General features: G+C 72.2%; 22 protein-coding genes and 1 tRNA gene. 12 read left to right on the forward strand and 11 right to left on the reverse strand.

Features of this window, described 5'->3' with window-relative positions; all coding sequences use genetic code 11:
- Window positions 1-32: 32 nt before the first annotated feature.
- From DFJ68_RS00805 to DFJ68_RS00825, 6 genes are all read left to right on the forward strand, one after another.
- Window positions 33-1,355 carry an ABC transporter substrate-binding protein gene (locus DFJ68_RS00805; RefSeq protein WP_121030224.1) on the forward strand — a complete coding sequence of 441 codons (1,323 nt, stop codon included), beginning with the start codon at window positions 33-35 and terminating at the stop codon, window positions 1,353-1,355.
- Window positions 1,352-2,239 carry a carbohydrate ABC transporter permease gene (locus tag DFJ68_RS00810; RefSeq protein WP_147431487.1) on the forward strand — a complete coding sequence of 296 codons (888 nt, stop codon included), beginning with the start codon at window positions 1,352-1,354 and terminating at the stop codon, window positions 2,237-2,239. Before DFJ68_RS00805 ends, DFJ68_RS00810 begins: the two co-directional genes overlap by 4 nt.
- Window positions 2,236-3,177, forward strand: coding sequence for a carbohydrate ABC transporter permease (locus tag DFJ68_RS00815; RefSeq protein WP_121030228.1), 942 nt, complete (start codon window positions 2,236-2,238; stop codon window positions 3,175-3,177). Before DFJ68_RS00810 ends, DFJ68_RS00815 begins: the two co-directional genes overlap by 4 nt.
- Complete coding sequence (locus DFJ68_RS18185) at window positions 3,174-3,542, forward strand: hypothetical protein (protein ID WP_170165678.1); 369 nt, start codon at window positions 3,174-3,176, stop codon at window positions 3,540-3,542. The genes DFJ68_RS00815 and DFJ68_RS18185 overlap by 4 nt, the downstream gene beginning before the upstream one ends.
- Window positions 3,539-4,255: a polysaccharide deacetylase family protein gene (locus tag DFJ68_RS00820; RefSeq protein ID WP_170165679.1), complete on the forward strand. Its 717-nt coding sequence runs from the start codon at window positions 3,539-3,541 to the stop codon at window positions 4,253-4,255. Before DFJ68_RS18185 ends, DFJ68_RS00820 begins: the two co-directional genes overlap by 4 nt.
- 93 nt (window positions 4,256-4,348) lie before the next feature.
- The gene (locus DFJ68_RS00825) at window positions 4,349-5,047 is read left to right on the forward strand and encodes a DedA family protein (RefSeq protein WP_121030233.1); all 699 of its coding nucleotides are present in this window, start codon (window positions 4,349-4,351) and stop codon (window positions 5,045-5,047) included.
- A gap of 195 nt (window positions 5,048-5,242) precedes the next feature.
- On the opposite strand, the gene DFJ68_RS00830 is transcribed toward DFJ68_RS00825, so the two are convergent.
- The 11 genes from DFJ68_RS00830 to DFJ68_RS00880 all read right to left on the reverse strand — a co-directional run bounded on the left by DFJ68_RS00830 (window position 5,243) and on the right by DFJ68_RS00880 (window position 15,446).
- Complete coding sequence (locus tag DFJ68_RS00830) at window positions 5,243-6,055, reverse strand: sigma-70 family RNA polymerase sigma factor (protein WP_121030235.1); 813 nt, start codon at window positions 6,053-6,055, stop codon at window positions 5,243-5,245.
- 123 nt (window positions 6,056-6,178) lie between these two features.
- Entirely contained in the window at window positions 6,179-7,801 is a 1,623-nt protein-coding gene (locus DFJ68_RS00835; protein WP_170165680.1) for a YcaO-like family protein, read from the reverse strand.
- On the reverse strand, window positions 7,798-8,586 hold the full coding sequence (locus DFJ68_RS00840; protein ID WP_121030239.1) for an isocitrate lyase/PEP mutase family protein: 789 nt from the start codon (window positions 8,584-8,586) through the stop codon (window positions 7,798-7,800). The genes DFJ68_RS00835 and DFJ68_RS00840 overlap by 4 nt, the downstream gene beginning before the upstream one ends.
- A gap of 140 nt (window positions 8,587-8,726) precedes the next feature.
- Window positions 8,727-10,472, reverse strand: a complete 1,746-nt coding sequence (locus tag DFJ68_RS00845; RefSeq protein WP_121030241.1) for a purine-cytosine permease family protein — start codon at window positions 10,470-10,472, stop codon at window positions 8,727-8,729.
- Window positions 10,473-10,527: 55 nt separating this feature from the next.
- The gene (locus tag DFJ68_RS00850) at window positions 10,528-11,370 is read right to left on the reverse strand and encodes an urease accessory protein UreD (RefSeq protein ID WP_121030243.1); all 843 of its coding nucleotides are present in this window, start codon (window positions 11,368-11,370) and stop codon (window positions 10,528-10,530) included.
- Window positions 11,348-12,109 (reverse strand): urease accessory protein UreG, encoded by a 762-nt coding sequence (ureG, locus tag DFJ68_RS00855; protein WP_121030245.1) that lies wholly within the window; start codon window positions 12,107-12,109, stop codon window positions 11,348-11,350. The genes DFJ68_RS00850 and ureG overlap by 23 nt, the downstream gene beginning before the upstream one ends.
- On the reverse strand, window positions 12,102-12,782 hold the full coding sequence (locus tag DFJ68_RS00860) for an urease accessory protein UreF (protein ID WP_245963368.1): 681 nt from the start codon (window positions 12,780-12,782) through the stop codon (window positions 12,102-12,104). Before DFJ68_RS00860 ends, ureG begins: the two co-directional genes overlap by 8 nt.
- 126 nt (window positions 12,783-12,908) lie before the next feature.
- Window positions 12,909-14,609, reverse strand: a complete 1,701-nt coding sequence (locus DFJ68_RS00865) for an urease subunit alpha (protein WP_121030247.1) — start codon at window positions 14,607-14,609, stop codon at window positions 12,909-12,911.
- The gene (ureB, locus tag DFJ68_RS00870; protein WP_121030249.1) at window positions 14,609-14,944 is read right to left on the reverse strand and encodes an urease subunit beta; all 336 of its coding nucleotides are present in this window, start codon (window positions 14,942-14,944) and stop codon (window positions 14,609-14,611) included. Before ureB ends, DFJ68_RS00865 begins: the two co-directional genes overlap by 1 nt.
- 20 nt (window positions 14,945-14,964) lie before the next feature.
- Window positions 14,965-15,267, reverse strand: a complete 303-nt coding sequence (locus DFJ68_RS00875; RefSeq protein WP_121030251.1) for an urease subunit gamma — start codon at window positions 15,265-15,267, stop codon at window positions 14,965-14,967.
- Between the two features lie 103 nt (window positions 15,268-15,370).
- Window positions 15,371-15,446: transfer RNA gene (locus tag DFJ68_RS00880), tRNA-Lys, on the reverse strand.
- A gap of 188 nt (window positions 15,447-15,634) precedes the next feature.
- On the opposite strand from DFJ68_RS00880, the gene DFJ68_RS00885 reads away from it, so the two are divergent.
- The 6 genes from DFJ68_RS00885 to DFJ68_RS00910 all read left to right on the forward strand — a co-directional run bounded on the left by DFJ68_RS00885 (window position 15,635) and on the right by DFJ68_RS00910 (window position 19,880).
- Window positions 15,635-16,015, forward strand: coding sequence for a RidA family protein (locus tag DFJ68_RS00885; RefSeq protein ID WP_121030253.1), 381 nt, complete (start codon window positions 15,635-15,637; stop codon window positions 16,013-16,015).
- Window positions 16,016-16,113: 98 nt separating this feature from the next.
- Entirely contained in the window at window positions 16,114-16,635 is a 522-nt protein-coding gene (locus DFJ68_RS00890) for a YbhB/YbcL family Raf kinase inhibitor-like protein (RefSeq protein ID WP_121030255.1), read from the forward strand.
- Between the two features lie 163 nt (window positions 16,636-16,798).
- The gene (locus DFJ68_RS00895; protein WP_121030257.1) at window positions 16,799-17,410 is read left to right on the forward strand and encodes a hypothetical protein; all 612 of its coding nucleotides are present in this window, start codon (window positions 16,799-16,801) and stop codon (window positions 17,408-17,410) included.
- A gap of 346 nt (window positions 17,411-17,756) precedes the next feature.
- On the forward strand, window positions 17,757-18,149 hold the full coding sequence (locus DFJ68_RS00900) for a hypothetical protein (RefSeq protein ID WP_121030259.1): 393 nt from the start codon (window positions 17,757-17,759) through the stop codon (window positions 18,147-18,149).
- A gap of 99 nt (window positions 18,150-18,248) precedes the next feature.
- Window positions 18,249-18,869 carry a DUF47 domain-containing protein gene (locus tag DFJ68_RS00905; protein ID WP_121030261.1) on the forward strand — a complete coding sequence of 207 codons (621 nt, stop codon included), beginning with the start codon at window positions 18,249-18,251 and terminating at the stop codon, window positions 18,867-18,869.
- 6 nt (window positions 18,870-18,875) lie between these two features.
- Window positions 18,876-19,880 carry an inorganic phosphate transporter gene (locus tag DFJ68_RS00910; RefSeq protein WP_121030263.1) on the forward strand — a complete coding sequence of 335 codons (1,005 nt, stop codon included), beginning with the start codon at window positions 18,876-18,878 and terminating at the stop codon, window positions 19,878-19,880.
- Window positions 19,881-19,994: the final 114 nt, after the last annotated feature.

Here is a 19,994-nt window from a genome sequence, read left to right on the forward strand (position 1 = left end):
CCCACACGGGTCACAGCAAGGAGGCTGCTCTCATGGCCACGTTCGACCGCCGCACCTTCCTCACCACGACGGGTCTGCTCGGTGCCGGCGCGGCCCTCGCCGCGTGCTCGGGCGGCAGCGACACCCCCTCGACCGGCTCCGGCGCCGCGGCCTCGACGGCCAAGCTGAGCGGCACCGTGACGCTGACGACGTGGGGCTCCGACCAGGAGATCGCCGCCTTCAAGAAGATCGCCGCCGACTTCAAGGCCGCGCGTGGTGCCGACGTGAAGATCGAGACGCTGCCCTACGACCAGATCCGCACGGTCATCGACCGCCGCCTGCAGGCGAACACCGCGCCCGACCTGTTCCGCGTGTCGTACACCGACATCAACGGCTACGCCGTCAACGGGGCCCTCGCCGACCTCAGCGACTACCTCGGCGAGGGCTACGGCGACCAGTTCCTGCCCGCCCTGTGGGGGGCGATGCAGTTCGACGGCGTGCCGATCGGCGTGCCGCACCACACCGACACCTCCGCGCTCGTCTACAACAAGGCGCTCTTCGAGAAGGCCGGCATCACCGAGGTGCCCACCACCCTCGAGACCGCCTGGACGTGGGACGAGCTCGTCGAGGTGCTGCAGAAGCTCAAGGCCGGCAACCCCGGCGTCTCGCCCTTCGCCTTCAACTACCAGCTCTACGGCGCCTACCGCTGGTTCAACACCCTCTTCCAGGCCGGCGGCACGGTGCTCAGCGACGACCTCAAGAGCGTCACCCTCGAAACCGACCAGGCCCGCAAGGCGCTGCAGTGGACCCAGAAGCTCTACACCGACGGCCTCCACGCCCCGAGCGTGCTCGTCAAGCGCCCGACCTACCCCGACGAGATCTTCCCGACCCAGAAGATCGCGATGATCCAGGCCGGCGACTTCCTCATCCCGTCGCTCGACGCGGCCGTCGGCAAGAAGTTCGAGTGGGGCGTCACCTACCTGCCGCGTGACGCTGCCGCCGCCACCGACCTGGGTGGCAACGCGGTCGTCGTCACCGACGGCGCCAAGAACAAGGACGCCGCGGCCGAGTTCGCGAAGTTCCTCGTCACCGCCGAGAACATGAAGTACTTCTGCGAGAAGACGACGGTGCTCCCGGTGCGCACGGACCTCACCGACGCCAAGCTCGACTTCGCGGTGCGGCCCGACATCATGCCGGTCTTCCAGAAGCAGGCGACGACGATGCCCGAGAAGCTCGTCAAGACCTCGACGGCGGCGGCGTTCCCCGGCATCAACCAGGCCCTCGTCGACAACATGGACCAGTTCCTGTCCAACCCGTCGGCCTCGGTCGACTCGGTGATCCAGGGCCTGACCGGCGCGATCCAGAAGGTGCTTTGAGCCGGCGCGCCTCGGCGGCAGTGAGGTCGGAGCGACGCGCCGGCCTGCTCATGGTGACCCCCGCGGTCATCGTGTTCACGGTCTTCATGTTCGTGCCGATCGTGCTGACGTTCTGGTACAGCCTGCAGCGCTACTCCGGCTTCGGCCGGATGCGCTTCATCGGCCTCGAGAACTACCAGACGATCGCGGCCGACAGCACGTTCTGGAAGGCCGCGCTCAACACCGCCGTCTTCACGGTCATCACCGTGCCCATCGGCATCGCCTGCGGTGTCGGCGCCGCCATGCTGCTCAACAAGTGGATGCCGGCCCGCGGGCTCTTCCGGGCCCTCTTCTACGTGCCCGTGGTCATCTCGGGCGTCGCCTCGGGCATCATCTTCCTGCGCCTCTTCGACCCGGTCACCGGCATCCTCAACCAGCTGCTCAGCGCGGTCGGTCTGCCGTCGATCGACTGGCAGTCGAACGGACTCGCGGCGATGGTCTCGGTCGTGCTGGTCGTCACCTGGCAGGGCATCGGCTTCGGCATGGTCGTGTACCTCGCTGCCCTGCAGGGCATCCCGCGGGAGGTCAACGAGGCGGCCCGGGTCGACGGCGCCACCGGCCTGACCCTGTTCCGCCGCATCACGTGGCCCCTGCTGCGCCCGACGACGTTCTTCCTGCTCGTCTACTCCATCATCGGCAGCTTCCAGGTCTTCGACGTCGTCTACGTGCTCACCCGCGGCGGGCCCGGCACGTCGACGACCTTCCTCGTCCAGTACGCCTACGACCAGGGCTTCAACCAGCGGCGGCAGGGCTACGCGGCGGCGATCGGCGTCATCATCTACGTCGTCGTCCTCGTCTTCACCGTCTTCCAGTGGAAGTTCACGAAGGGGAGGGACGAGGCATGAGCACCCAGCTGACCGGCATCCCCGCCGAGGCCGCGCGCCGCCCGTCGACCCCCGGAGCCGACCCCGAGCACGACTGTGACCAGGACCTCCGCGGCATCCGTGCCGTCGAGCGCGAGGAACGACCCGGCCGACGCAACGTCGTCACGCGCCTGGTCATCGCCCTCGCGATCACCGCGGTGCTCATGTTCCCGATGTACTGGATGCTGCGTACCTCGGTCGCGAGCACCGACGAGCTGAGCACGCTGCCGGTGTCGCTGTGGCCGCAGGAGTGGCTGTGGCAGAACTACATCCAGCCGTGGAGCCAGTACCCCTTCGCCCGCTGGCTCGGCAACAGCGTCGTCATCGCCGTGTCGTCGGTCGTGCTGACGCTCGTCATCAACGTCATGGCCGGCTACGCCTTCGCCAAGCTGCGCTTCCCGGGCCGCACGGTGCTGTTCCTCATGATCATCAGCACGCTCATGGTGCCGGTGCAGGTCATCATGGTGCCGCAGTTCCAGATCGTCATCGACCTCAACCTGCTCAACACGACGTGGGGTGTCGTGCTGCCGCGCCTCGCCGAGGCGTTCGGGCTGTTCATGGCCCGGCAGTTCTTCCTCGCCTTCCCCGACGAGCTGCTCGAGGCGGCGAAGATCGACGGCGCCGGCCACTTCCGCACCTTCTGGAGCATCGTGCTGCCGCTCTCGAAGCCGCTCGTGGCCTCGCTCATCATCTTCACGTTCATGTGGCGGTGGAACGAGTTCGTCTGGCCCCTCATCGTGCTCGACGACCCCAACGCCTACACGCTGCCCGTCGGGCTGCAGTTCCTCATCAGCCAGTTCAGCAGCAACTTCGGCCCCCTGCTCGCGATGTCGTTCCTGTCCATCGTGCCGATGCTCATCGTCTTCGCGGTGTTCCAGCGCTACTTCGTCGAGGGCGTGGCCCGTGCGGGTCTGAAGTGAGCACGCACGACCCGCACGCTGACACGGGGCCGGCCGACCCGGTCGGCAGCCTCGACACGCCGCCGCTCACCGACGCCGTGGCGGCCGTCGCCCGGTGCGCCGCCGCCGAGTGGGAGCGGGAGGGCATCGCGATGTTCGTCTCGCTGCACGACACCCGCCCCGGGCGGTCGGCCCGGGTGCAGGATGCCGTCGCGCTGGCCGAGGGGGAGCGGCTCGCGGCGCTCTTCGACCGGTACCACGCCGAGCTCGCGGCCGCGGGTCACCCGCTCGTCAACGAGTGGCTCGAGCCGACGGGGGCGCCCGAGATCATCACCACCCTCGTCGTGCTCAGCGACCGCCACCTCGCCGCCGGGGTGGGACTGTGACGCCGCACCGGTCGAAGCGCCTGCAGCGGGACACCGACATCCTCACGGTCGAGCACCACTCCGAGGCCTTCGCGGCGGGGCGCTTCCTGCGCCTCGTCAACTGGCACACGACCCCTCCGTCGGGCCGCGAGCAGCTCAGGGCCGAGCTGTTGTGGTACCTCGACCGGTACGAGCCGGTGCTGCCGCACGACCTCGACCGGTTCTTCGACACGGGCGAGTGGGGGCTCGACCGCCCCGGCTTCATCCCCGCCTTCTACGACAGCCACCGGGACCACGTCACCGTCGCCGCGCCGGTCTGCGAGGAGCTGGGGCTGACGGCATGGTTCTTCCCCCCGACCGGTGTGCTCGACGTACCGGCCGAGGAGCAGCGGGCCTGGGCCGAGAGGAACGACGTCGACCTCGTCGCCGGGCAGCCCGACGCGCCCTGGGCCATGACGTGGGACGAGCTGGCCACCATCGCCCACCGCCACGTCATCGGCGCGCACACCGCGAGCCACGCGACGGCCGACTCGATCACGACGGAGGAGGACGTGCGCCGCGAGATCACCGAGCCCATCGAGCGGTTGCGCGACCTCACGGGGCGGATGCCGGCCAGCTTTGCCTTCCTGTACGGCACCCCTCCCGTGCCGGGCACGGTCGCCGGCGACGCCGTCATCGCCTCCGGGGTCCGGTACGCCACGACGAACACGTCGTACCTGCGCATCAACGACTGAGTCTCCGGGGCGGGGCAGGGTTGGGCGGGCCCTGCTCGACCGGTCCAGCGGGCTCCCAGCGATCTTCCAGCCGACTCGGCGACGATCGACGCCATGATCGGCGACCTCGTCAGCAAGATCCTCGACGCGCCCGCGGCGCTCGTGCTCGTCGTCGTCGGCCTCGTGGTCTTCGCCGAGGACGCGCTCTTCGTCGGCTTCGTGCTGCCGGGGGAGACCGTCGCCATCCTCGGCGGCGTCGCGGCCAACCGCGGGCACGTGCCGCTGGCGGCGGTGCTCGCGGTCGTCATCGCGGCCGCCGTCATCGGCGACAGCGTCGGCTTCGAGGTCGGCCGCCGGCTCGGGCCCAGGCTGCTCGACAGCAAGCCGCTGCGCAAGCACCACGCCCGCATCGACGCCGCCCAGGACTTCCTCAAGCGCCGCGGCGGCTGGGCGGTGCTGCTCGGGCGCTGGGTCGCGTTCTTCCGGGCCGTCATGCCGGCGCTCGCCGGCTCCTCGCCCATGACGTACCGCACGTTCCTGCTCTTCAACGCGCTCGGCGGCATCCTCTGGGGGTCGGTCGTCGTCACGGCCGGGTACCTCGCGGGTGCCTCGTACCAGAAGGTCGAGGCCGTCTTCGGCCGCGACGCGGCCATCGTGGCCGGCGTCGTCGTCGTGCTCGGTGTCGTCGTGTGGCGGGTGCGCACGCACCGCGCCGAGAAGGCCGGCTCCGCGGGGCGTGCCGGTGCGACGCACACCGCCGACCGGGGGAACGAGGGGACCGACCGCGACGAGCAGCCCACCCCCGCCCGCTGACCCCTGCGCCTCGACCCCCCCGTCGAGAGGCCAAATAGGGGTCACCGAAAGGTCAATGCCGCACGGGTCACCCGACGTCGACGACGAACGGCCCCGCCTGACGCTCGTGCGAGCGTGGGACGGGGCCGTTCGTCGTGTCGACGATTGGCCTTTCGACGGTGTCTATATGGCCTTTCGACGGGGGGTGGAGCGGGGTCAGGCGGCGGCGACGCCCTCGGTGGCGAGGTAGCCGCGCAGCTCCTCGAGGGCCCGGCGCAGCAGGCGGCTTACCTGCATGGCCGACAGGCCCATGCGCGAGGCGATCTCGGCCTGGGTGAGGTCGTCGTCGAAACGCAGGGTGATGAGCTGCTGGTCGCGGGCGGGCAGGCGGCCGATCGCCGTGCGCACGACGATGCCCTCGTCGAGGGCGGGGTCGGATGCCGTGTGCACGAGCTCGAGGGCCGGGCGGTCGCCGTCGGCGGTGGTGGCGTCGAGGGAGGCTGGACGAAGGTTGGACGCGGCCACCTGGGCCTCGCGGACGAGGGCGTCGGTCAGACCGAGGAAGGTCGCGAGCTCGGTCGAGTCGGGTGCGTGGCCGAGGGTCTGCTCGAGGCGGTCACGCGTCTGGGTGACGAGCTGGCGACGCTCCTGCAGCGCACGAGGCGGGCGGACCAGCCAGCCGTGGTCGCGGAAGTGGCGACGCAGCTCACCGGTGATGGTGGGGGTGGCGTAGGCCCCGAACTCGGTCTCCTTCGACAGGTCGAAGCGCGAGATCGCTTTCAGCAGAGCGAGATACGCGACTTGCTCGAGGTCGTCGCGGTCGAGGCCTCGGCCGCCGTAGCGGTGGGCGAGGCTGCGGGCGAGGGGCATGTGGATGCGGGCGGCCTCGTCGAGGCAGCGCGAGCGCTCGTACGGGTCGGACGTCTCGCGGATGATGGCGATGAGCTCGCGGGTGCGGACGTCGGAACGGACCGGGGAGGTCGCGGTGGCGGTGCCGGCGGGGCCGGGCGTGATAGTGGTGACGGTCATGGTGGTACTCCTGCGGTTCGAGACCCTTTCGGCACTGGCTTTACCGAGCTCTCGAGTACGACGCTAAACCTTGGACAGACCTTGCACAACCTCAGCCCCCTGCAGCGCCGAGACGGCCGTCTGTTACACGCGCGCGCCCCCACCGGCCGAGAGCACCTGCTGGGCGGTGTGCCGACCGGGCTCCCTGTACAACGGCAGCAGGTCGGCGGCGACGGCGTCGACGGCCCTCCGGTCGAGCCACGCGTCACTTCCCAGCCGCTCCCGGCCGGCCGCCGTCAGGTGCACCTGCGACCAGCCCTCACCGGGGCGTTCGCCGACCCGCATCAGGTCGTCGCGGCCCAGGGCCACGAGGCGGGCCGCGTTGCGCTCGCCGATGCGCCCGTAGGCGACGGTCTCGACCTCGAGACCGGGGACGATCGCCTTGACCGCCTGTACCCCGGCATCCGCCCCCCGCTCGTCGACGAGGTCGTGCACGAGGATGTCGAAGCCCTCGGCCGCGAGCCGGCCCGCGACGTCGGCGAGCAGGGCGTCGTGCCCCTCGACGGTCGTCGTCGGGAGCGACGAGAAGGCCGTCGTCGTGTCGCGGCGCAGGACCGTCGAGTAGACGAGCGGGCGCCAGGTCTCCTCCGGCATCCGCAGCCACCCGACCATGGCGTCGAGGACCCGCTGCTCCTCGTTCTCCGGTCGCATGGCGGCGATGACCGCGTCGTAGCCGTCGGGGGCGACCTCGTGCACCCGATCGAGCGGACCGTGCATGAACGCCTTGCGGGCGCGGGCGCTGGCGAACTCCAGCACGGCCTTCGAGAGGGCGACCTCACGGTCGGGGTGTGCGGCCTCGCCGCAGGCGGTCGCGACGACGACGTCGTCGCCGGGACCGGTGCCGACGACGTAGAGGTTGGGCACGCCGAAGTCGGTGGCGCCGAGCTTGACGGTCACGTCGACGCCGGCCGAGCGCAGGGCGCCTAGCACGACGAGGGTCGAGGGATCGGTCACCTCGTCGAGCTCGACGACGCGGCCGGCGTCGAGGGCGCGGAAGGTCAGGCCGTTGCCGTCCCGCTGGAAGATCTCGAGCACGGCGTGGCTCACGGCCTGCGCGCGCGTGGACCCGGCCCCGAGGCCGTTGCTCACGGGAGTGGTCAGCCACCCACCCGGGGGCGGCGCGGGCAGCTCGCCGCCCGAGCTGGCCACGAACTCGGCCGGTGCCCAGACGGTGGCGTCGTCCCGCAGGCGGCGGGTCGGCCACCACACGAGGGGCCGGTCGTCGTCGAAGTCGGCCCCCGCGGGCAGCCCGAGCGTGCGCGGGTCGACGACGGCATCCTCGCCGAGACGGGCGCGCAGCTCGGCGAGGCTGCCCTCCTCCTGCCGGGACGACGGCAGCGACCGGGCGGCCGTCGCGTGCTCGACGCACTCGCCGAGCGCACCGACGCGGGCCCGCTGCTGGGTGGGGCCGTAGCCGATGCCGCCGCTCGTGCGCTCGCCCTCGCTCCACCATGACTGCCACACGGGCACGCCCACGTGGTCGAACGGGGTCAGCGAGAACTCGACGAGGTTGTCGGCGCCGAGGAGGCCCACGAAGCGGTCGGTGACGGCGGCGAGCGCGGGGTCGCCAGGCGTGTCATAGCCGCCGGGGTGCCGGGTCACCGCGGGGTCGGTGCCACCCACGCCCTGGGGCCCGTCGGGGTGGCCGGTGGGCTCGGCGGGCTCGGCGGGCTCGGCGGGCTCGGTGGGCTCGGTGGGCTCGGTCATGCGCGACTCGTCCATGACGCCAGCATGCCGTTCATCGAGTCGGTGAGCGCGGCCTGCAGCAGCGGCCCGTACGTGATGCGGCCGACCCCGAGCCGGGCGAACCGCTCGAGGTCGTGCTTGACCGGGTGGGCGGTGCAGTTGACCGGCACGTCGACCGCGGCGACGACGGCGGTGATGAGCTCGTCGTCGTCCTGGATGCGCACCGGGTACACGCTGTCGGCGCCCGCCGTCACGAGGGCCCGCAGCCGCTCGACGGCCTCGTCGAGCACCGCCGCGGGGTTCTCGGCGTGCAGGAACAGGTCGGTCCGCGCGTTGAGCCACAGGGGCACACCCGCGGCGTCGGCGGCGGCCCGGATGCCGGCCACGTACGTCGCGTGCTCGTCGGACGTCCGCAGCCTCCCGGCCTCCGAGTGCACGGTGTCCTCGACGTTCAGCCCCGCCCCGCCGGCCTCGATGAGACCGGCCACGAGGGCGGCCGGCTCCTGGCCGTATCCCGCCTCGAGGTCGATGGAGACCGGGACGTCGACGGAGTCGACGATGCGACGGGCGGCGGCGACGACGTCCTCGAACCGCTGCTCCTCGTGGTCACCCTCCCCACGTGAGTCGGCGAGGGGGTGGCTGCCGATGGTGAGGGCGTCGAACCCGGCGGCCAACGCGGTGCGGGCCGACCACGCGTCCCAGACCGTCGGCAGCACGAGGGGGCGGCGCTGCTCGCGGGCACCCTCGTGCAGGGCGCCGAGCCGTCGGGCTCGCTCCAGCAGGTCGGTCGGGACGGATGGGCTCATCGGCGGGCTCCTCGCGGGGCGGCCGGGTGCCCGGGTCGGTGCCGGGCAGGCTCGGACCGGCCACCGGTCCACGACGGTCGTACCCCGCGAGGGGTCGTCGTGCGACGACCCCTCGCGCTCGGCCCGGCGGGACCACGAGGTCAGCCGCCCACCGGAGCCGGCCGCCCGGCATCCGACGACGAGGAAGCAGGGGGTTGCGGCGGCAGGACGTGGTCGGCGACGGTGTCGGTCGACAGGCAGAGCGAGCAGACGAAGGCGTCGTGCGTCGCGCAGCGCATCATGTCGGGCCGCTCGAAGTCGTGGTGGCAGACGTGGCACGGCAGTGTCACCCCCGAGGGGTTGCCGTGCTCGTCGAGCATCGGCAGGTCGATGCCGTCGTCGGTGCGGCGCAGGTAGTAGCGCCCCTTCGTCGCGACGGCGATGACGGGCGGCAGCACGAGGGCCAGGCCGATGGCGACGAGCGGGGAGTACGGACGCACCGCCTCGCCGAGCCCGCCGAAGAAGGCGAGGATCGAGACGCCGGCGGCGGCGAGCATCGAGCCGAACCCGACCGGGTTGACGTCGTAGAGCATCCCGCGGCGGAACTCCGGCTGCTTCGGCGAGAGCCCGAGCAGGTACTTGTTGATCGCGATGTCGCTCGCGACGACGACGATCCAGGCCATGCCGCAGTTGGCGTAGAACCCGAGGATGGTGTTGAGGAAGTCGAACATGTTCGCCTCCATGAGCACCAGCGCGATGAGCAGGTTGACGCCGAGGAAGACGAGCCGGCCGGGGTAGTGCTTCGTGATGCGGGTCCAGCTGTTGGTCCACGCGAGCGAGCCGGAGTACGCGTTCGTCACGTTGATCTTGACCTGGCTGATGACGACGAGCACGACCGCGAGGGTCATCGCGAGCCAGGCCGGCATGAAGCCTTGGTAGATCTCGAGGAACTGGTGCACCGGCTCGTTGGCGACCGACGCGCCGTCGGTGACGTTGGCGATGAGGTAGACGGCGAGGAAGAGGCCGACGACCTGCTTGACGGCGCCGAAGAAGACCCAGCCGGGGCCGGCCATGACCATCGCGGTCCACCAGCGGCGCGAGTTCTCGGGCGTCTTGGGCGGCATGAAGCGCAGGTAGTCGATCTGCTCGGCGATCTGGGCGATGAGCGAGAGGCAGACGCCGGCGGCGAGCATGACCGAGCCGAGGCTGGGCGCGCCCTGGCCGTCCTCGCCCTGGTAGGCGAAGAACGTCTCGACCGAGTCGGGGTGGCTGGCGACGAGGTAGACGAACGGGGCGACCATGAGCAGCAGCCACAGCGGGGTCGTCCAGACCTGCAGCTTCGAGAGCACCTTCATGCCGTAGACGACGAGCGGGAAGATGATGATGGTCGAAACGGCGTACCCGATGGGCAGTGGGATGCCGAGGCCGAGGTCGAGCCCCTGCGCCATGATTGAGCCCTCGAGGGCGAAGAAGATGAAGGTGAACGTCGCGAAGATGACGTTGGTGACGACCGAGCCGTAGTAGCCGAACCCGCTGCCTCGCGTGATGAGGTCGAGGTCGACGTTGTACCGGGCCGCGTAGTACGCGAGAGGGAAGCCGGTGAGGAAGATGACGACGGTGAAGACGAGGATGCCCCACAGGGCGTTCGTCGTGCCGTACGCGATGCCGATGTTGGCGCCGATGGCGAAGTCGGCGAGGTAGGCAATCCCGCCGAGGGCCGACACCGCGACGACGCCGGTCGACCACTTCCGGTAGCTGCGCGGGGCGAACCGGAGGGTGTAGTCCTCGAGCGTCTCGCGGGTGGCGGTGAGCGTGTCGAGCTCGGCGGATGCCGGTGGGCCGGCGTCGGTGGCCGTGGGCGGGTTCGGTCGTGGTGCAGACGGTTCCGTGCGGTCGATCTGGGTCATGGCGGGCCTTCGTCCGGAGGGACGACCCCGACGGGCCCGTGGCGTGGCGGGCCCGTCAGGGCCGCGGTGCCAGCGACAAAGGTAGGGACGGCGTGTTTCGTCCGGATATCGCCACCGTTGCGTTCTCCGACAGCCGCGTCAGCGGGCTGGCGTGGGCGTCGTCGCCGAGCCAGCGGGCGACCGACCCCTCACCGTGCAGCTGCAGCAGGGTCGCGGGGCGGGCGGTGGTCGGCGCCGGGCCGCTGCCGTCGGTGTGGCTGCTGCTGTGGCTGGTGTCGTCGCGGGCGTCGGCGCTGGTGTCGGCGCCGCTCAGGCGGTGGCCCAGCGTGGTGACGGAGTCGAGGCAGCGGGACCCGCCGAGCAGGGCCGGGTCACGGCGGCTGTCGGGGTCGACGAGGGTGGCCTCGGCGAGCAGCGGTCGGCCGTCGATCGTCGACGACAGGCGGGTGTCGAGGCGACCGCCCTGCTCGCCGGTGCGACCGAGCACGACCGTCTCGCGCAGGGTGGCCCGGGCCGACCCCTCGAGGGTCACCGTGGTCGTGCGGGTGACGTCGGCGCCGTCGGAGACCACGAACGGCAGGCCCGCCCAGGCGAGCCCACCACGGTCGGCGACGCGCGCGGTGACGTCCCACCGGGCGCTCCCGCCGCGCATGTCGTACGCGACCGTGCCTGCGGTCTCGACGATCTCGAGCAGCAGGCCCGGTCCGACGGTGACCTCGACGCGCACGTCGTCGCCGGCCAGCAGCAGCGCCTCGGTGGCGACGAGCGCGACCCGGACGCGGCCGTGCCGGTCGGGCAGGCGACGGGCGCCGAGCTGGGCCCCGGCCAGCCGCACCCGGGGTGGCCGGCCGGGTCCGGTCGCGGCCGGGGCGACCTCAATGACGGTGCGACGCGGCATCCGGCTCGCTCTCGTGCGTGTGGACGTGGGAGATGACGGTGCCGTCGGCCAGCAGGTGGCTGTGCGGCGCCATCGGCCCGGGGTCGACGGGGGTGTGGTCGCCGGCGGAGACGCGCGTCACCATCTCGCGCACCCAGCCGAGCAGGGCCTCGACGGACGCGGGGTCGTGGCGCGACAGCGCGAGGACGGGGCGGCCGTCTCGGGCCTCGCCGGCGTCCGCGACCATGCGGGCGACGTCGACACCGACGTAGGGAGCGAGGTCGGTCTTGTTGACGACGAGCAGGTCGGCTCGACCGATGCCGGGGCCGCCCTTGCGCGCGACGTCACCGCCGCCGGCCACGTCGAGGACGAAGATCTGCGCGTCGACGAGGGCGGGGCTGAAGGTCGCGGTGAGGTTGTCTCCGCCCGACTCGACGAGCACGACGTCGAGGGGGGCGAAGTCGTGCTCGAGGTCCTCGACGGCGAGCAGGTTGGGGGTGACGTCGTCGCGGATCGCGGTGTGGGGGCAGGCCCCGGTCTCGACCGCGCGGATGCGCTCGACGTCGAGAACGCCTGCGCTGCGGAGGAACTGGGCGTCCTCGTCGGTGTAGATGTCGTTGGTGATGACACCGAGCTGCAGCTCGCTCGACAGGCCGCGGCACAGCAGGGCGATGAGCGAGCTCTTGCCGGTGCCGACCGGCCCGGCCACGCCGAGGCGGAAGGACCGGGTGCGGGGGGCGGCGGTGGTGGGGTCAGGCACTGAACAGTCTCCTCGTGGTGGTGGCGTGGGCCTCGGCGTGGGCGTCGATCATCGGGGCGCCCTGGGCGGGGATGTCCTCGGGGCGGGTGAGCGGGGCGACCTCGTCGGCCATCGCGTCGATGGCCGGGTGCAGCGCGAGCACCCAGCGCATGCCCTCGGTCGGGTCGAGCGGCACGAGCTTGAGGGCCGCCGACACGATGGACTGGACGTCGTCGTAGCCGGCGAGGCACGCGACCTGCCGCGCGTCGAGCCCGGTGACGGCGCCGACGACTCCGAGCACGACGGGGCGCGGGAGCGGTGTGCGCCGGTCGACGTGGGCGCCGATCTCCTTGGGCCACAACCCGGTCGCGAGCCGGAGGTAGCCGCGGCCGAGGGCGAACGACGCCTGCCGGATCGCGGCGCTCGGGGTGCGCGCGCACCAGGCGTCGGTCACCGGCTCGAGGTCACGGTCGCCGTCGAGCCACCGGTGGCGGGCGACGACGGCGGCCGCCGCCTCGGTGCGGGTGACGGTGGCGAGCCGGGTCTTCGCGTAGGCCGGCACCTCGTGCAGACGCCGGCCGTCGGCGGTGAGCCCGGCGAGGACCGCCGGCTCGAGCCCGGCCGAGTGGGCGTGCGAGCCGGTCGGCAGGCGCGCGTCGGCGAGCATAGCCAGCACGAGCTCGGGCGAGCTCACGGCCGACCCCGCCGCGCGCGGGGCGAGGTGTGGGCCGGGCGCCGGCCGACCGGCATCCTCGGGCACGTCGGGGATGCCGGTCGGCGCACCGGGCGCGCCGGCGCGCGTTTGCTCACCACGCCCACCTCAGAACAGCGAGTAGAGCTGGGCCATGGGCAGGCTCTCGGCGGGGGCGGGCTCGACGACCTCTCCGTCGACGCGGATGGTGAACGTCTCGGGGTCGACCTCGATCGTGGGCAGGGCGTCGTTGTTGACCATCTGCGCCTTGCCGACGCCGCGGGTGTCGGTGACCGCGGCCAGGCCGCGGCGCAGCCCGAGGCGGTCGGCGAGGCCGTCGTCGAGGGCGGCTGGGGAGACGAACGACAGAGAGAGGTCGGCTCCGACGGCATCCCCGAACGACGGCCGCATGAGCACCGGCTGCGGCGTGGGGATCGAGGCGTTGGGGTCGCCCAGCGCGCCCCAGGCGATGGCGCCGCCCTTGAGCACGACGGCGGGGCGCACGCCGAAGAAGGCGGGGTCCCACAGCACGAGGTCGGCCAGCTTGCCGACCTCGACGGAGCCGATGTGGGCGTCGAGCCCGTGAGCGACGGCCGGGTTGATCGTGTACTTCGCGACGTAGCGGCGGGCGCGCTCGTTGTCGGCGGGCAGGCCGCCCCCGAGGTCGCCGCGCCGGGCCTTCATGACGTGCGCCACCTGCCATGTGCGCGTGATGACCTCGCCGATGCGGCCCATCGCCTGCGCGTCGCTCGACGTGATCGACATGGCGCCCATGTCGTGCAGGACGTCCTCGGCGGCGATGGTCGTGGCGCGGATGCGCGACTCGGCGAAGGCGAGGTCCTCGGGGACGGCCGGGTTGAGGTGGTGGCAGACCATGAGCATGTCGAGGTGCTCGGCCACGGTGTTGACGGTGTGCGGCAGCGTCGGGTTGGTCGAGCCGGGGATGACGTGGGGCAGCCCCGCGACGGTGAGGATGTCGGGCGCGTGCCCGCCGCCGGCGCCCTCGGCGTGGAAGGCGTGGATCGAGCGCCCGGCGATGGCGCCGACCGTCGACTCGACGAAGCCGGCCTCGTTGAGGCTGTCGCTGTGCAGCGCGACCTGCAGCCCCCACTCGGCCGCGGCGCTGAGCGCGGCGTCGATGGCGGCGGGGGTCGAGCCCCAGTCCTCGTGCACCTTGTAGCCGCCGGCGCCGGCGAGCGCCTGCTCGCGCAGCCCCTCGGCGCTGACCGTGTTGCCCTTGCCGAGCAGGAGGAAGTTCATCGGGTAGCCGTCGAGCGCGCGGTGCAGCGTCTGAAGGTGCCACGCCCCGGGCGTCACCGTCGTCGCCTTGGAGCCCTCGCTCGGCCCGGTGCCCCCGCCCGCGAGCGTCGTCAGCCCGGTCGCCAGCGCCTCGTGGATCTGCGACGGCGAGAGGAAGTGGACGTGCAGGTCGATGCCGCCGGCGGTGAGGATCTTGCCCTCGCCGGAGATGACGTCGGTCGACGGGCCGATGCGCAGCGCCGGGTCGACGCCGTCGGCGATGTCGGGGTTGCCGGCCCGCCCGATGCCGACGATGCGCCCGTCGCGGATGCCGACGTCGGCCTTGACGACGCCCCACCAGTCGAGCACGACGGCGTTGGTGACGACGGTGTCCGGGGCGCCCTCGGCCCGGGTCGTCGTGCCCTGCGCCATCGACTCGCGGATCGACTTGCCGCCGCCGAAGACCGCCTCCTCGCCGCCGACGGTGAGGTCGCGTTCGACCTCGATCCAGAGGTCGGTGTCGGCGAGTCTCACCTGGTCGCCGACGGTCGGTCCGTAGAGGGCGGCGTACTCGGCCCGGCTGATGCGCATCAGAGCACCCCGCCGTCGGTCTTGGCCTGGATGCCGGGGACGACCCGCCGACCGCGCACCGCCACGGCATCCACCCGCCGGGAGGCGCCGGGCTCGAACCGCTGCGACGTGCCCGAGGGGACGTCGAGGCGGAAGCCGTGAGCGGCGGCCCGATCGAAGTGCAGGGCGGCGTTGGCGTCGGGCAGGTGAAGGTGCGAGCCGATCTGCACCGGCCGGTCGCCGGTGTTCTCGACGACGAGGTTGAGGCGCTCGTCGTCGCGTCGGTCGGCGTTCAGCTCGACGTCACCCTCGCCGGTGCGGATCGCGCCGGGGCCGCTGCTGCTCGTGCCTGCCATGGGGTCGCCTCTCGTCGCAGTCAGGAGATCGGGTGGTGCAGCGTGACGAGCTTGCGCCCGTCGGGGAAGGTCGCCTCGACCTGCACGTCGGCGATCATCTCGGCCACGCCCTCCATGACCTGGTCGCGTGAGAGCACCTCGCGGCCGCTCTCCATGAGATCGGTGACGAGCGCTCCCTCGCGGGCCCGCTCGATGACCCACGTGCTGAGCAGGGCCACCGCCTCGGGGTGGTTGAGGCGCAGTCCGCGCGACAGGCGGTCGCGGGCGACCATGCCCGCCACGGCGAGCAGCAGCTTCTCGGTGTCGGCCGGGCTGAGGTTCACGGGTCAGTTGTACGACCTCGATGTGTCCGCCGTGTTTCGTGCCGGTCACCGACGCGTCGTCCGGATGCCGGCTCGCCGCGCGAGCGGGTCGCCGCGGTCCGGGTGGTGGGCCCCGTCGGGCTCGAACCGACGACCGGCGGATTAAAAGTCCGATGCTCTACCGACTGAGCTAGAGGCCCTGGTGGCCATCACGGTGCAGAGGCTCCACGGAGCCCTGCCTGGTCTGACCGCCGACGACAGGGTACCTGCGCCCGCGCCGGCACAGCCGGGCACTCCGGGCCGGTCGCCCCGGCGGCGCCCGAGAACCGCGACCGCAACCCTCTGTCGCGACAGGTCGGGCGGTGGGACCATCGGCCAGGAGGTCCACATGCCGCGTCAGACCATCTCGACGCCCGAAGCCCCGAGCTCGCCACTCTTCAGCCAGGCGGTGCGGGCCGGCTCGCAGGTCTTCATGTCCGGCACCACCGGTGTCGACCCGGCCACCGGCCGGATGGCCGGCGACGACATCCAGGCCCAGACCCGGCAGGCGATGACGAACTGCGAGGCCGTCCTGCGGGCCGCCGGGGCGACGCTCGACGACGTCGTCGAGGTCGGGGTGCTGCTCGCCGACCCCGGCGACTTCGCCGGCCTGAACGAGGAGTACGCCCGCTGGTTCGCCACCGACCCGCCGGCCCGGTACGTCGCCCGGCTCGGGCCCGCGGTCCCGGGTCTGCTCGTCTCCATCCGCATGACGGCCTTCTCGGCCTGACCGCGGGCGCGCGCCGGTGGGCCGCCGCAGCCCGGCCCGCCCACCGGCATCCGGTTAGGGTCGAAGGGCGTCGCCACCACCGACCCCAGGAGACCTGCATGAGCCTCGACCGTCCCGTTGCGCCCAACCCCTACGAGCTGCTGCCCGCGGTGGCCTCGTTCACCGTGACGAGCGACGACGTCACCGACGGTGCGCCCCTCAAGGACGACCAGGTCGCCGACAAGGGCGACACGTCGCCGCAGCTGTCGTGGAGCGGTGCGCCCGAGGGCACGCAGAGCTACGTCGTCACGTGCTTCGACCCCGACGCCCCGACCCCCTCCGGCTTCTGGCACTGGGTGCTCGTCGACGTGCCCGCCGACGTCACGTCCCTGCCCACCGGCGCAGCGGCGAACGACTTGCCGGGCAAGGCGTTCCACGTGCGCAACGACGGCGGTGGCCTCGGCTTCACCGGCGCCGCCCCGCCCGAGGGCGACATGCCGCACCGCTACTTCTTCGTCGTGCACGCGGTGTCGGAGCCCAGCCTCGGCGTCGACGAGTCCGCCTCACCCGCGGTCGTGTCGTTCAACCTCGCCTTCAAGACCCTCGGCCGCGCCGTGCTGCACGGCACCTACCAGCACTGAGACGAGCGGTCCGGATGCCGGGCAGCGGGGTGGGTGCGCCCGCTCGGCTGCCCGGCTGCCGCCGCCTGACGGCCTGCACGTCCGACCCCTGCCTCCACCCGGCGGGGTGGGGGCGCTGTCGATGACGCCGGGGCGTGTCCCCGGTCGGGTCTAGCCTGAACGGATGAGCGAGAACGAGCGGCGCGGACACCACCGCCCCGCGTTCATGAGCCCAGCGGCGATGGAGGCCCACGGCGGCGCGTACGACCCCACCGAGGAGATCCACGCGGCGCACGAGACCGCGTCGGCGCTCGTGCACGCCGGGCGGGCGGCCGCCGACCCCGACCTGACGACGCGGCTCGTCGCGATCGTCGACGACATCGGGCTGTCCACCCTCGCCGAGCTGTGGTCGCAGCGCCCGGCCCGCAGTCTTCCCGGTGCCCTGTGGCGGCTCTACGTGCTGCGCGAGTGGGTGCGCCGCGCGCCCGAGGAGGCCAGCCGCGAGTACGCCGCCGGCATGCGCTTCACGACCCCCGACCACGCCGTCGCCGGGGCGGCCGAGCCGCCCGGGCCGACCGAGATGAGCCGGGTCATCGACGAGATCCTGCGCGGCGTCTTCGAGGGCGACCTCGCCGTCGCGCTCGAGCGGGCCGCGGCCTTCTGCCGGGTCGTCTCGGCGGGCCGTGCCGACGTCTCCGTCGGTGACGCGGCGGCCGAGCAGGCCGCCAACGTGCTCGGCCTCGGCGACGACCTCGCCGCCTCGGCCCGGCTGTGGCGGGCCGACGCCCTCGCCTAGGTCGTCCACAGCGCGAGGCGGTCCCTTTGAACGATCGCGCCGATCGCCTTATCCTTGAAGACGCGTCGGGCCGCGGTAGCCCCGGGTCCCAAATTCAGCCGCTACGAGCGGCCCAGTGCCGAGAGGCGCTCCCGGCCCGACGTGACAACGTCCGAGGCACCCCGCAGACCGGGTCGATGCCTCGCGTGCAGACGGCCTGACGCCGCCCACCGGGCACCAACGCGAGCCCCTCCCCAGGGGTGAGCTGCACGCACGGCAGGGCCCCGCCATCCGGCGGACGAGACGTCGTCCACAGCCCTCACCATTCCCCGGTCAGCCACCACCCACAGCGCTTACATTGACCCCCATGACGACCGACCCGGGCGCCGGCGACCTGCTGGACCCCGACCTCCACGAGGAGATCGAGCTCGTCAGCGACCTCGTCGTCGCCGCGTCCGGCACCTCACGCCACTTCACCGCCGCCGAGGTCGACGTCCTGCTCGGCGTCGTCCCGCAGAACACGGACGCGATCGCGGCCAAGCCGACCCGTCGTCCCCTCGCGGGCAGGGTGGGCCGGGCCGACCCGGCGGAGCAGCCGGACCGGACGGAGCAGCCGCCTCCGGTCGAGGGTGAGGGCGCCACGACGGAGGGCCCGCAGGGCACGCGACCGGGCGGGACGGCATCCGACCCCCGTGGCGCGCGCCACGCCGACCGCGCCGACCATGCCGACGACCCGGACCCGGGGTCCGGCGGACGCTGACGTCCGTGTGAACGGAGGGTGACGCGTCGGTTGCGCCCTCGTGCCCGTTGGGTCGTAGCATCGTCACCGACCAGCCGCCGATCCGACCGGAGCACCCCCGTGGGCTTTCGCCTGACGCCTCAGGACACCAGCTTCTTCTCCCTCTTCGCGACCTCCGCCGGGCTCCTCGTCGACGCCACGCGTGAGCTGACGCGCTTTCTCGAGGTGGAGCCGTCCGGTCGGTCCGCCATCGCCCAGCGCCTGCGCGACCTCGAGCACGCCGCCGACGACTCGACGCACGAGGTGCTGAAGAAGGTCAACAGCAGCTTCATCACGCCGTTCGACCGCGAGGACATCCATGCCCTCGCCGCGTCGCTCGACGACTGCATGGACCTCATCGAGGAGACGGCCGACCTCATCGTGCTGTACCACATCGGTGACCTGCCGACGGGGCTCACGCAGCAGTTCGAAATCCTCGCCCGCATGGCGGAGGTGACGGCCGAGGCGATGCCGCGACTGCGCTCGCTCAAGGACCTCTCCAGCTACTGGATCGAGATCAACCGCCTCGAGAACCAGGCCGACGAGCTGCACCGCGCCATGGTCGCGGAGCTGTTCAACAACGCCACCGACGCCGTGTACGTCATCAAGCTCAAGGGCATCATCGACGGCTTCGAAGACGCCGCCGACGCCTTCGAGAAGGTGGCCCACGTCGTCGAGGGCATCGCGGTCAAGGAGTCCTGACCCCAGATGGACAGCAACATCCCGCTCCTCGGGGTGGTCGCGGTCGTGGCGCTCGCCATGGGCTTCAACTACACCAACGGCTTCCACGACGCGGCGAACGCGATCGCGACGTCCATCTCGACCCGCGCCCTGACGCCGCGCATCGCGCTCGCCATGGCCGCCGTCGCGAACCTCGTCGGTGCCTTCTTCGGCACCAAGGTCGCCCAGACCATCGGCAGCGGCATCATCGCCCAGCCACAGGGCGTCAACGGGCTGTGGCTCGTCGCCGCCGCCCTCGTCGGGGCCATCGGCTGGAACCTGCTCACGTGGTGGTTCGGGCTGCCGAGCAGCAGCTCGCACGCCCTCATCGGCGGCCTGGGTGGCGCGGCGCTGGTCGCCGGGGTGAGCGTGCAGTGGTCGGTGATCCTGCAGAAGGTCGTCATCCCGATGGTCATCTCGCCCTTCGCCGGGCTCGTGCTCGGCTACCTCGTGATGGTCGCCATCCTCTGGCTCTTCCGCAACGCCAACCCCGGTCGGGTCACCCGCGGCTTCCGCATGGCGCAGACCGCCTCGGCCGCCGCCATGGCCTTCGGTCACGGCCTGCAGGACGCCGCCAAGACCGCCGGTGTCGTCGTGCTCGCGCTCAACATCTCCGGTCACCACGACGACGAGTCGATCCCGCTCTGGGTGCTCGTGCTGTCCGCCATCGTCATCTCGGCCGGCACCTACGCCGGCGGCTGGCGCATCATGCGCACCCTCGGCCGCCGCATCATCGACCTGCAGCCGCCGCAGGGCTTCGCCGCCGAGACGACGGCCGCCGCGATCCTCTACGTCGCCGGCCTGTCGTTCGGGGCACCGATCTCGACGACGCACACGATCACCTCGGCGATCATGGGCGTCGGCGCCACGAAGCGCCTGTCGGCCGTCCGCTGGAGCGTGGCCGGCAACATCGTCGGCGCCTGGTTCCTCACCTTCCCCGGCGCGGCGCTCGTGGCCGTGCTGACGTGGTGGGTCACCTCCGTCTTCCGCTGACCCACGGGCTGACCACGCGCTGACTCGGCGGTGACGAGGATGCCGGGTGGCCGGCATCCGGTGGCGGTGACCACTCGACGGTGCCCAAGCGTCCTCTCGACGGTGCCGACGCGT

The sequence above is a fragment of the Terracoccus luteus genome, from assembly GCF_003635045.1.
Lineage (GTDB): Bacteria > Actinomycetota > Actinomycetes > Actinomycetales > Dermatophilaceae > Terracoccus > Terracoccus luteus.

Bases quoted from the DNA above. Each gene is read 5' to 3' on its own strand.
- DFJ68_RS00805 (WP_121030224.1), top strand. From the start codon at position 33: ATGGCCACGTTCGACCGCCGCACCTTCCTCACCACGACGGGTCTGCTC.
- DFJ68_RS00850 (WP_121030243.1), bottom strand. From the start codon at position 11,370: ATGCCGCGTCGCACCGTCATTGAGGTCGCCCCGGCCGCGACCGGACCC.
- DFJ68_RS00830 (WP_121030235.1), bottom strand. From the start codon at position 6,055: ATGACCGTCACCACTATCACGCCCGGCCCCGCCGGCACCGCCACCGCG.
- DFJ68_RS00835 (WP_170165680.1), bottom strand. From the start codon at position 7,801: ATGACCGAGCCCACCGAGCCCACCGAGCCCGCCGAGCCCGCCGAGCCC.
- DFJ68_RS00910 (WP_121030263.1), top strand. From the start codon at position 18,876: ATGGACAGCAACATCCCGCTCCTCGGGGTGGTCGCGGTCGTGGCGCTC.
- DFJ68_RS00890 (WP_121030255.1), top strand. From the start codon at position 16,114: ATGAGCCTCGACCGTCCCGTTGCGCCCAACCCCTACGAGCTGCTGCCC.
- DFJ68_RS00825 (WP_121030233.1), top strand. From the start codon at position 4,349: ATGATCGGCGACCTCGTCAGCAAGATCCTCGACGCGCCCGCGGCGCTC.
- ureB (WP_121030249.1), bottom strand. From the start codon at position 14,944: ATGGCAGGCACGAGCAGCAGCGGCCCCGGCGCGATCCGCACCGGCGAG.
- DFJ68_RS00840 (WP_121030239.1), bottom strand. From the start codon at position 8,586: ATGAGCCCATCCGTCCCGACCGACCTGCTGGAGCGAGCCCGACGGCTC.
- DFJ68_RS00865 (WP_121030247.1), bottom strand. From the start codon at position 14,609: ATGCGCATCAGCCGGGCCGAGTACGCCGCCCTCTACGGACCGACCGTC.
- DFJ68_RS00815 (WP_121030228.1), top strand. From the start codon at position 2,236: ATGAGCACCCAGCTGACCGGCATCCCCGCCGAGGCCGCGCGCCGCCCG.
- DFJ68_RS00900 (WP_121030259.1), top strand. From the start codon at position 17,757: ATGACGACCGACCCGGGCGCCGGCGACCTGCTGGACCCCGACCTCCAC.
- DFJ68_RS00895 (WP_121030257.1), top strand. From the start codon at position 16,799: ATGAGCGAGAACGAGCGGCGCGGACACCACCGCCCCGCGTTCATGAGC.
- DFJ68_RS00885 (WP_121030253.1), top strand. From the start codon at position 15,635: ATGCCGCGTCAGACCATCTCGACGCCCGAAGCCCCGAGCTCGCCACTC.
- DFJ68_RS00845 (WP_121030241.1), bottom strand. From the start codon at position 10,472: ATGACCCAGATCGACCGCACGGAACCGTCTGCACCACGACCGAACCCG.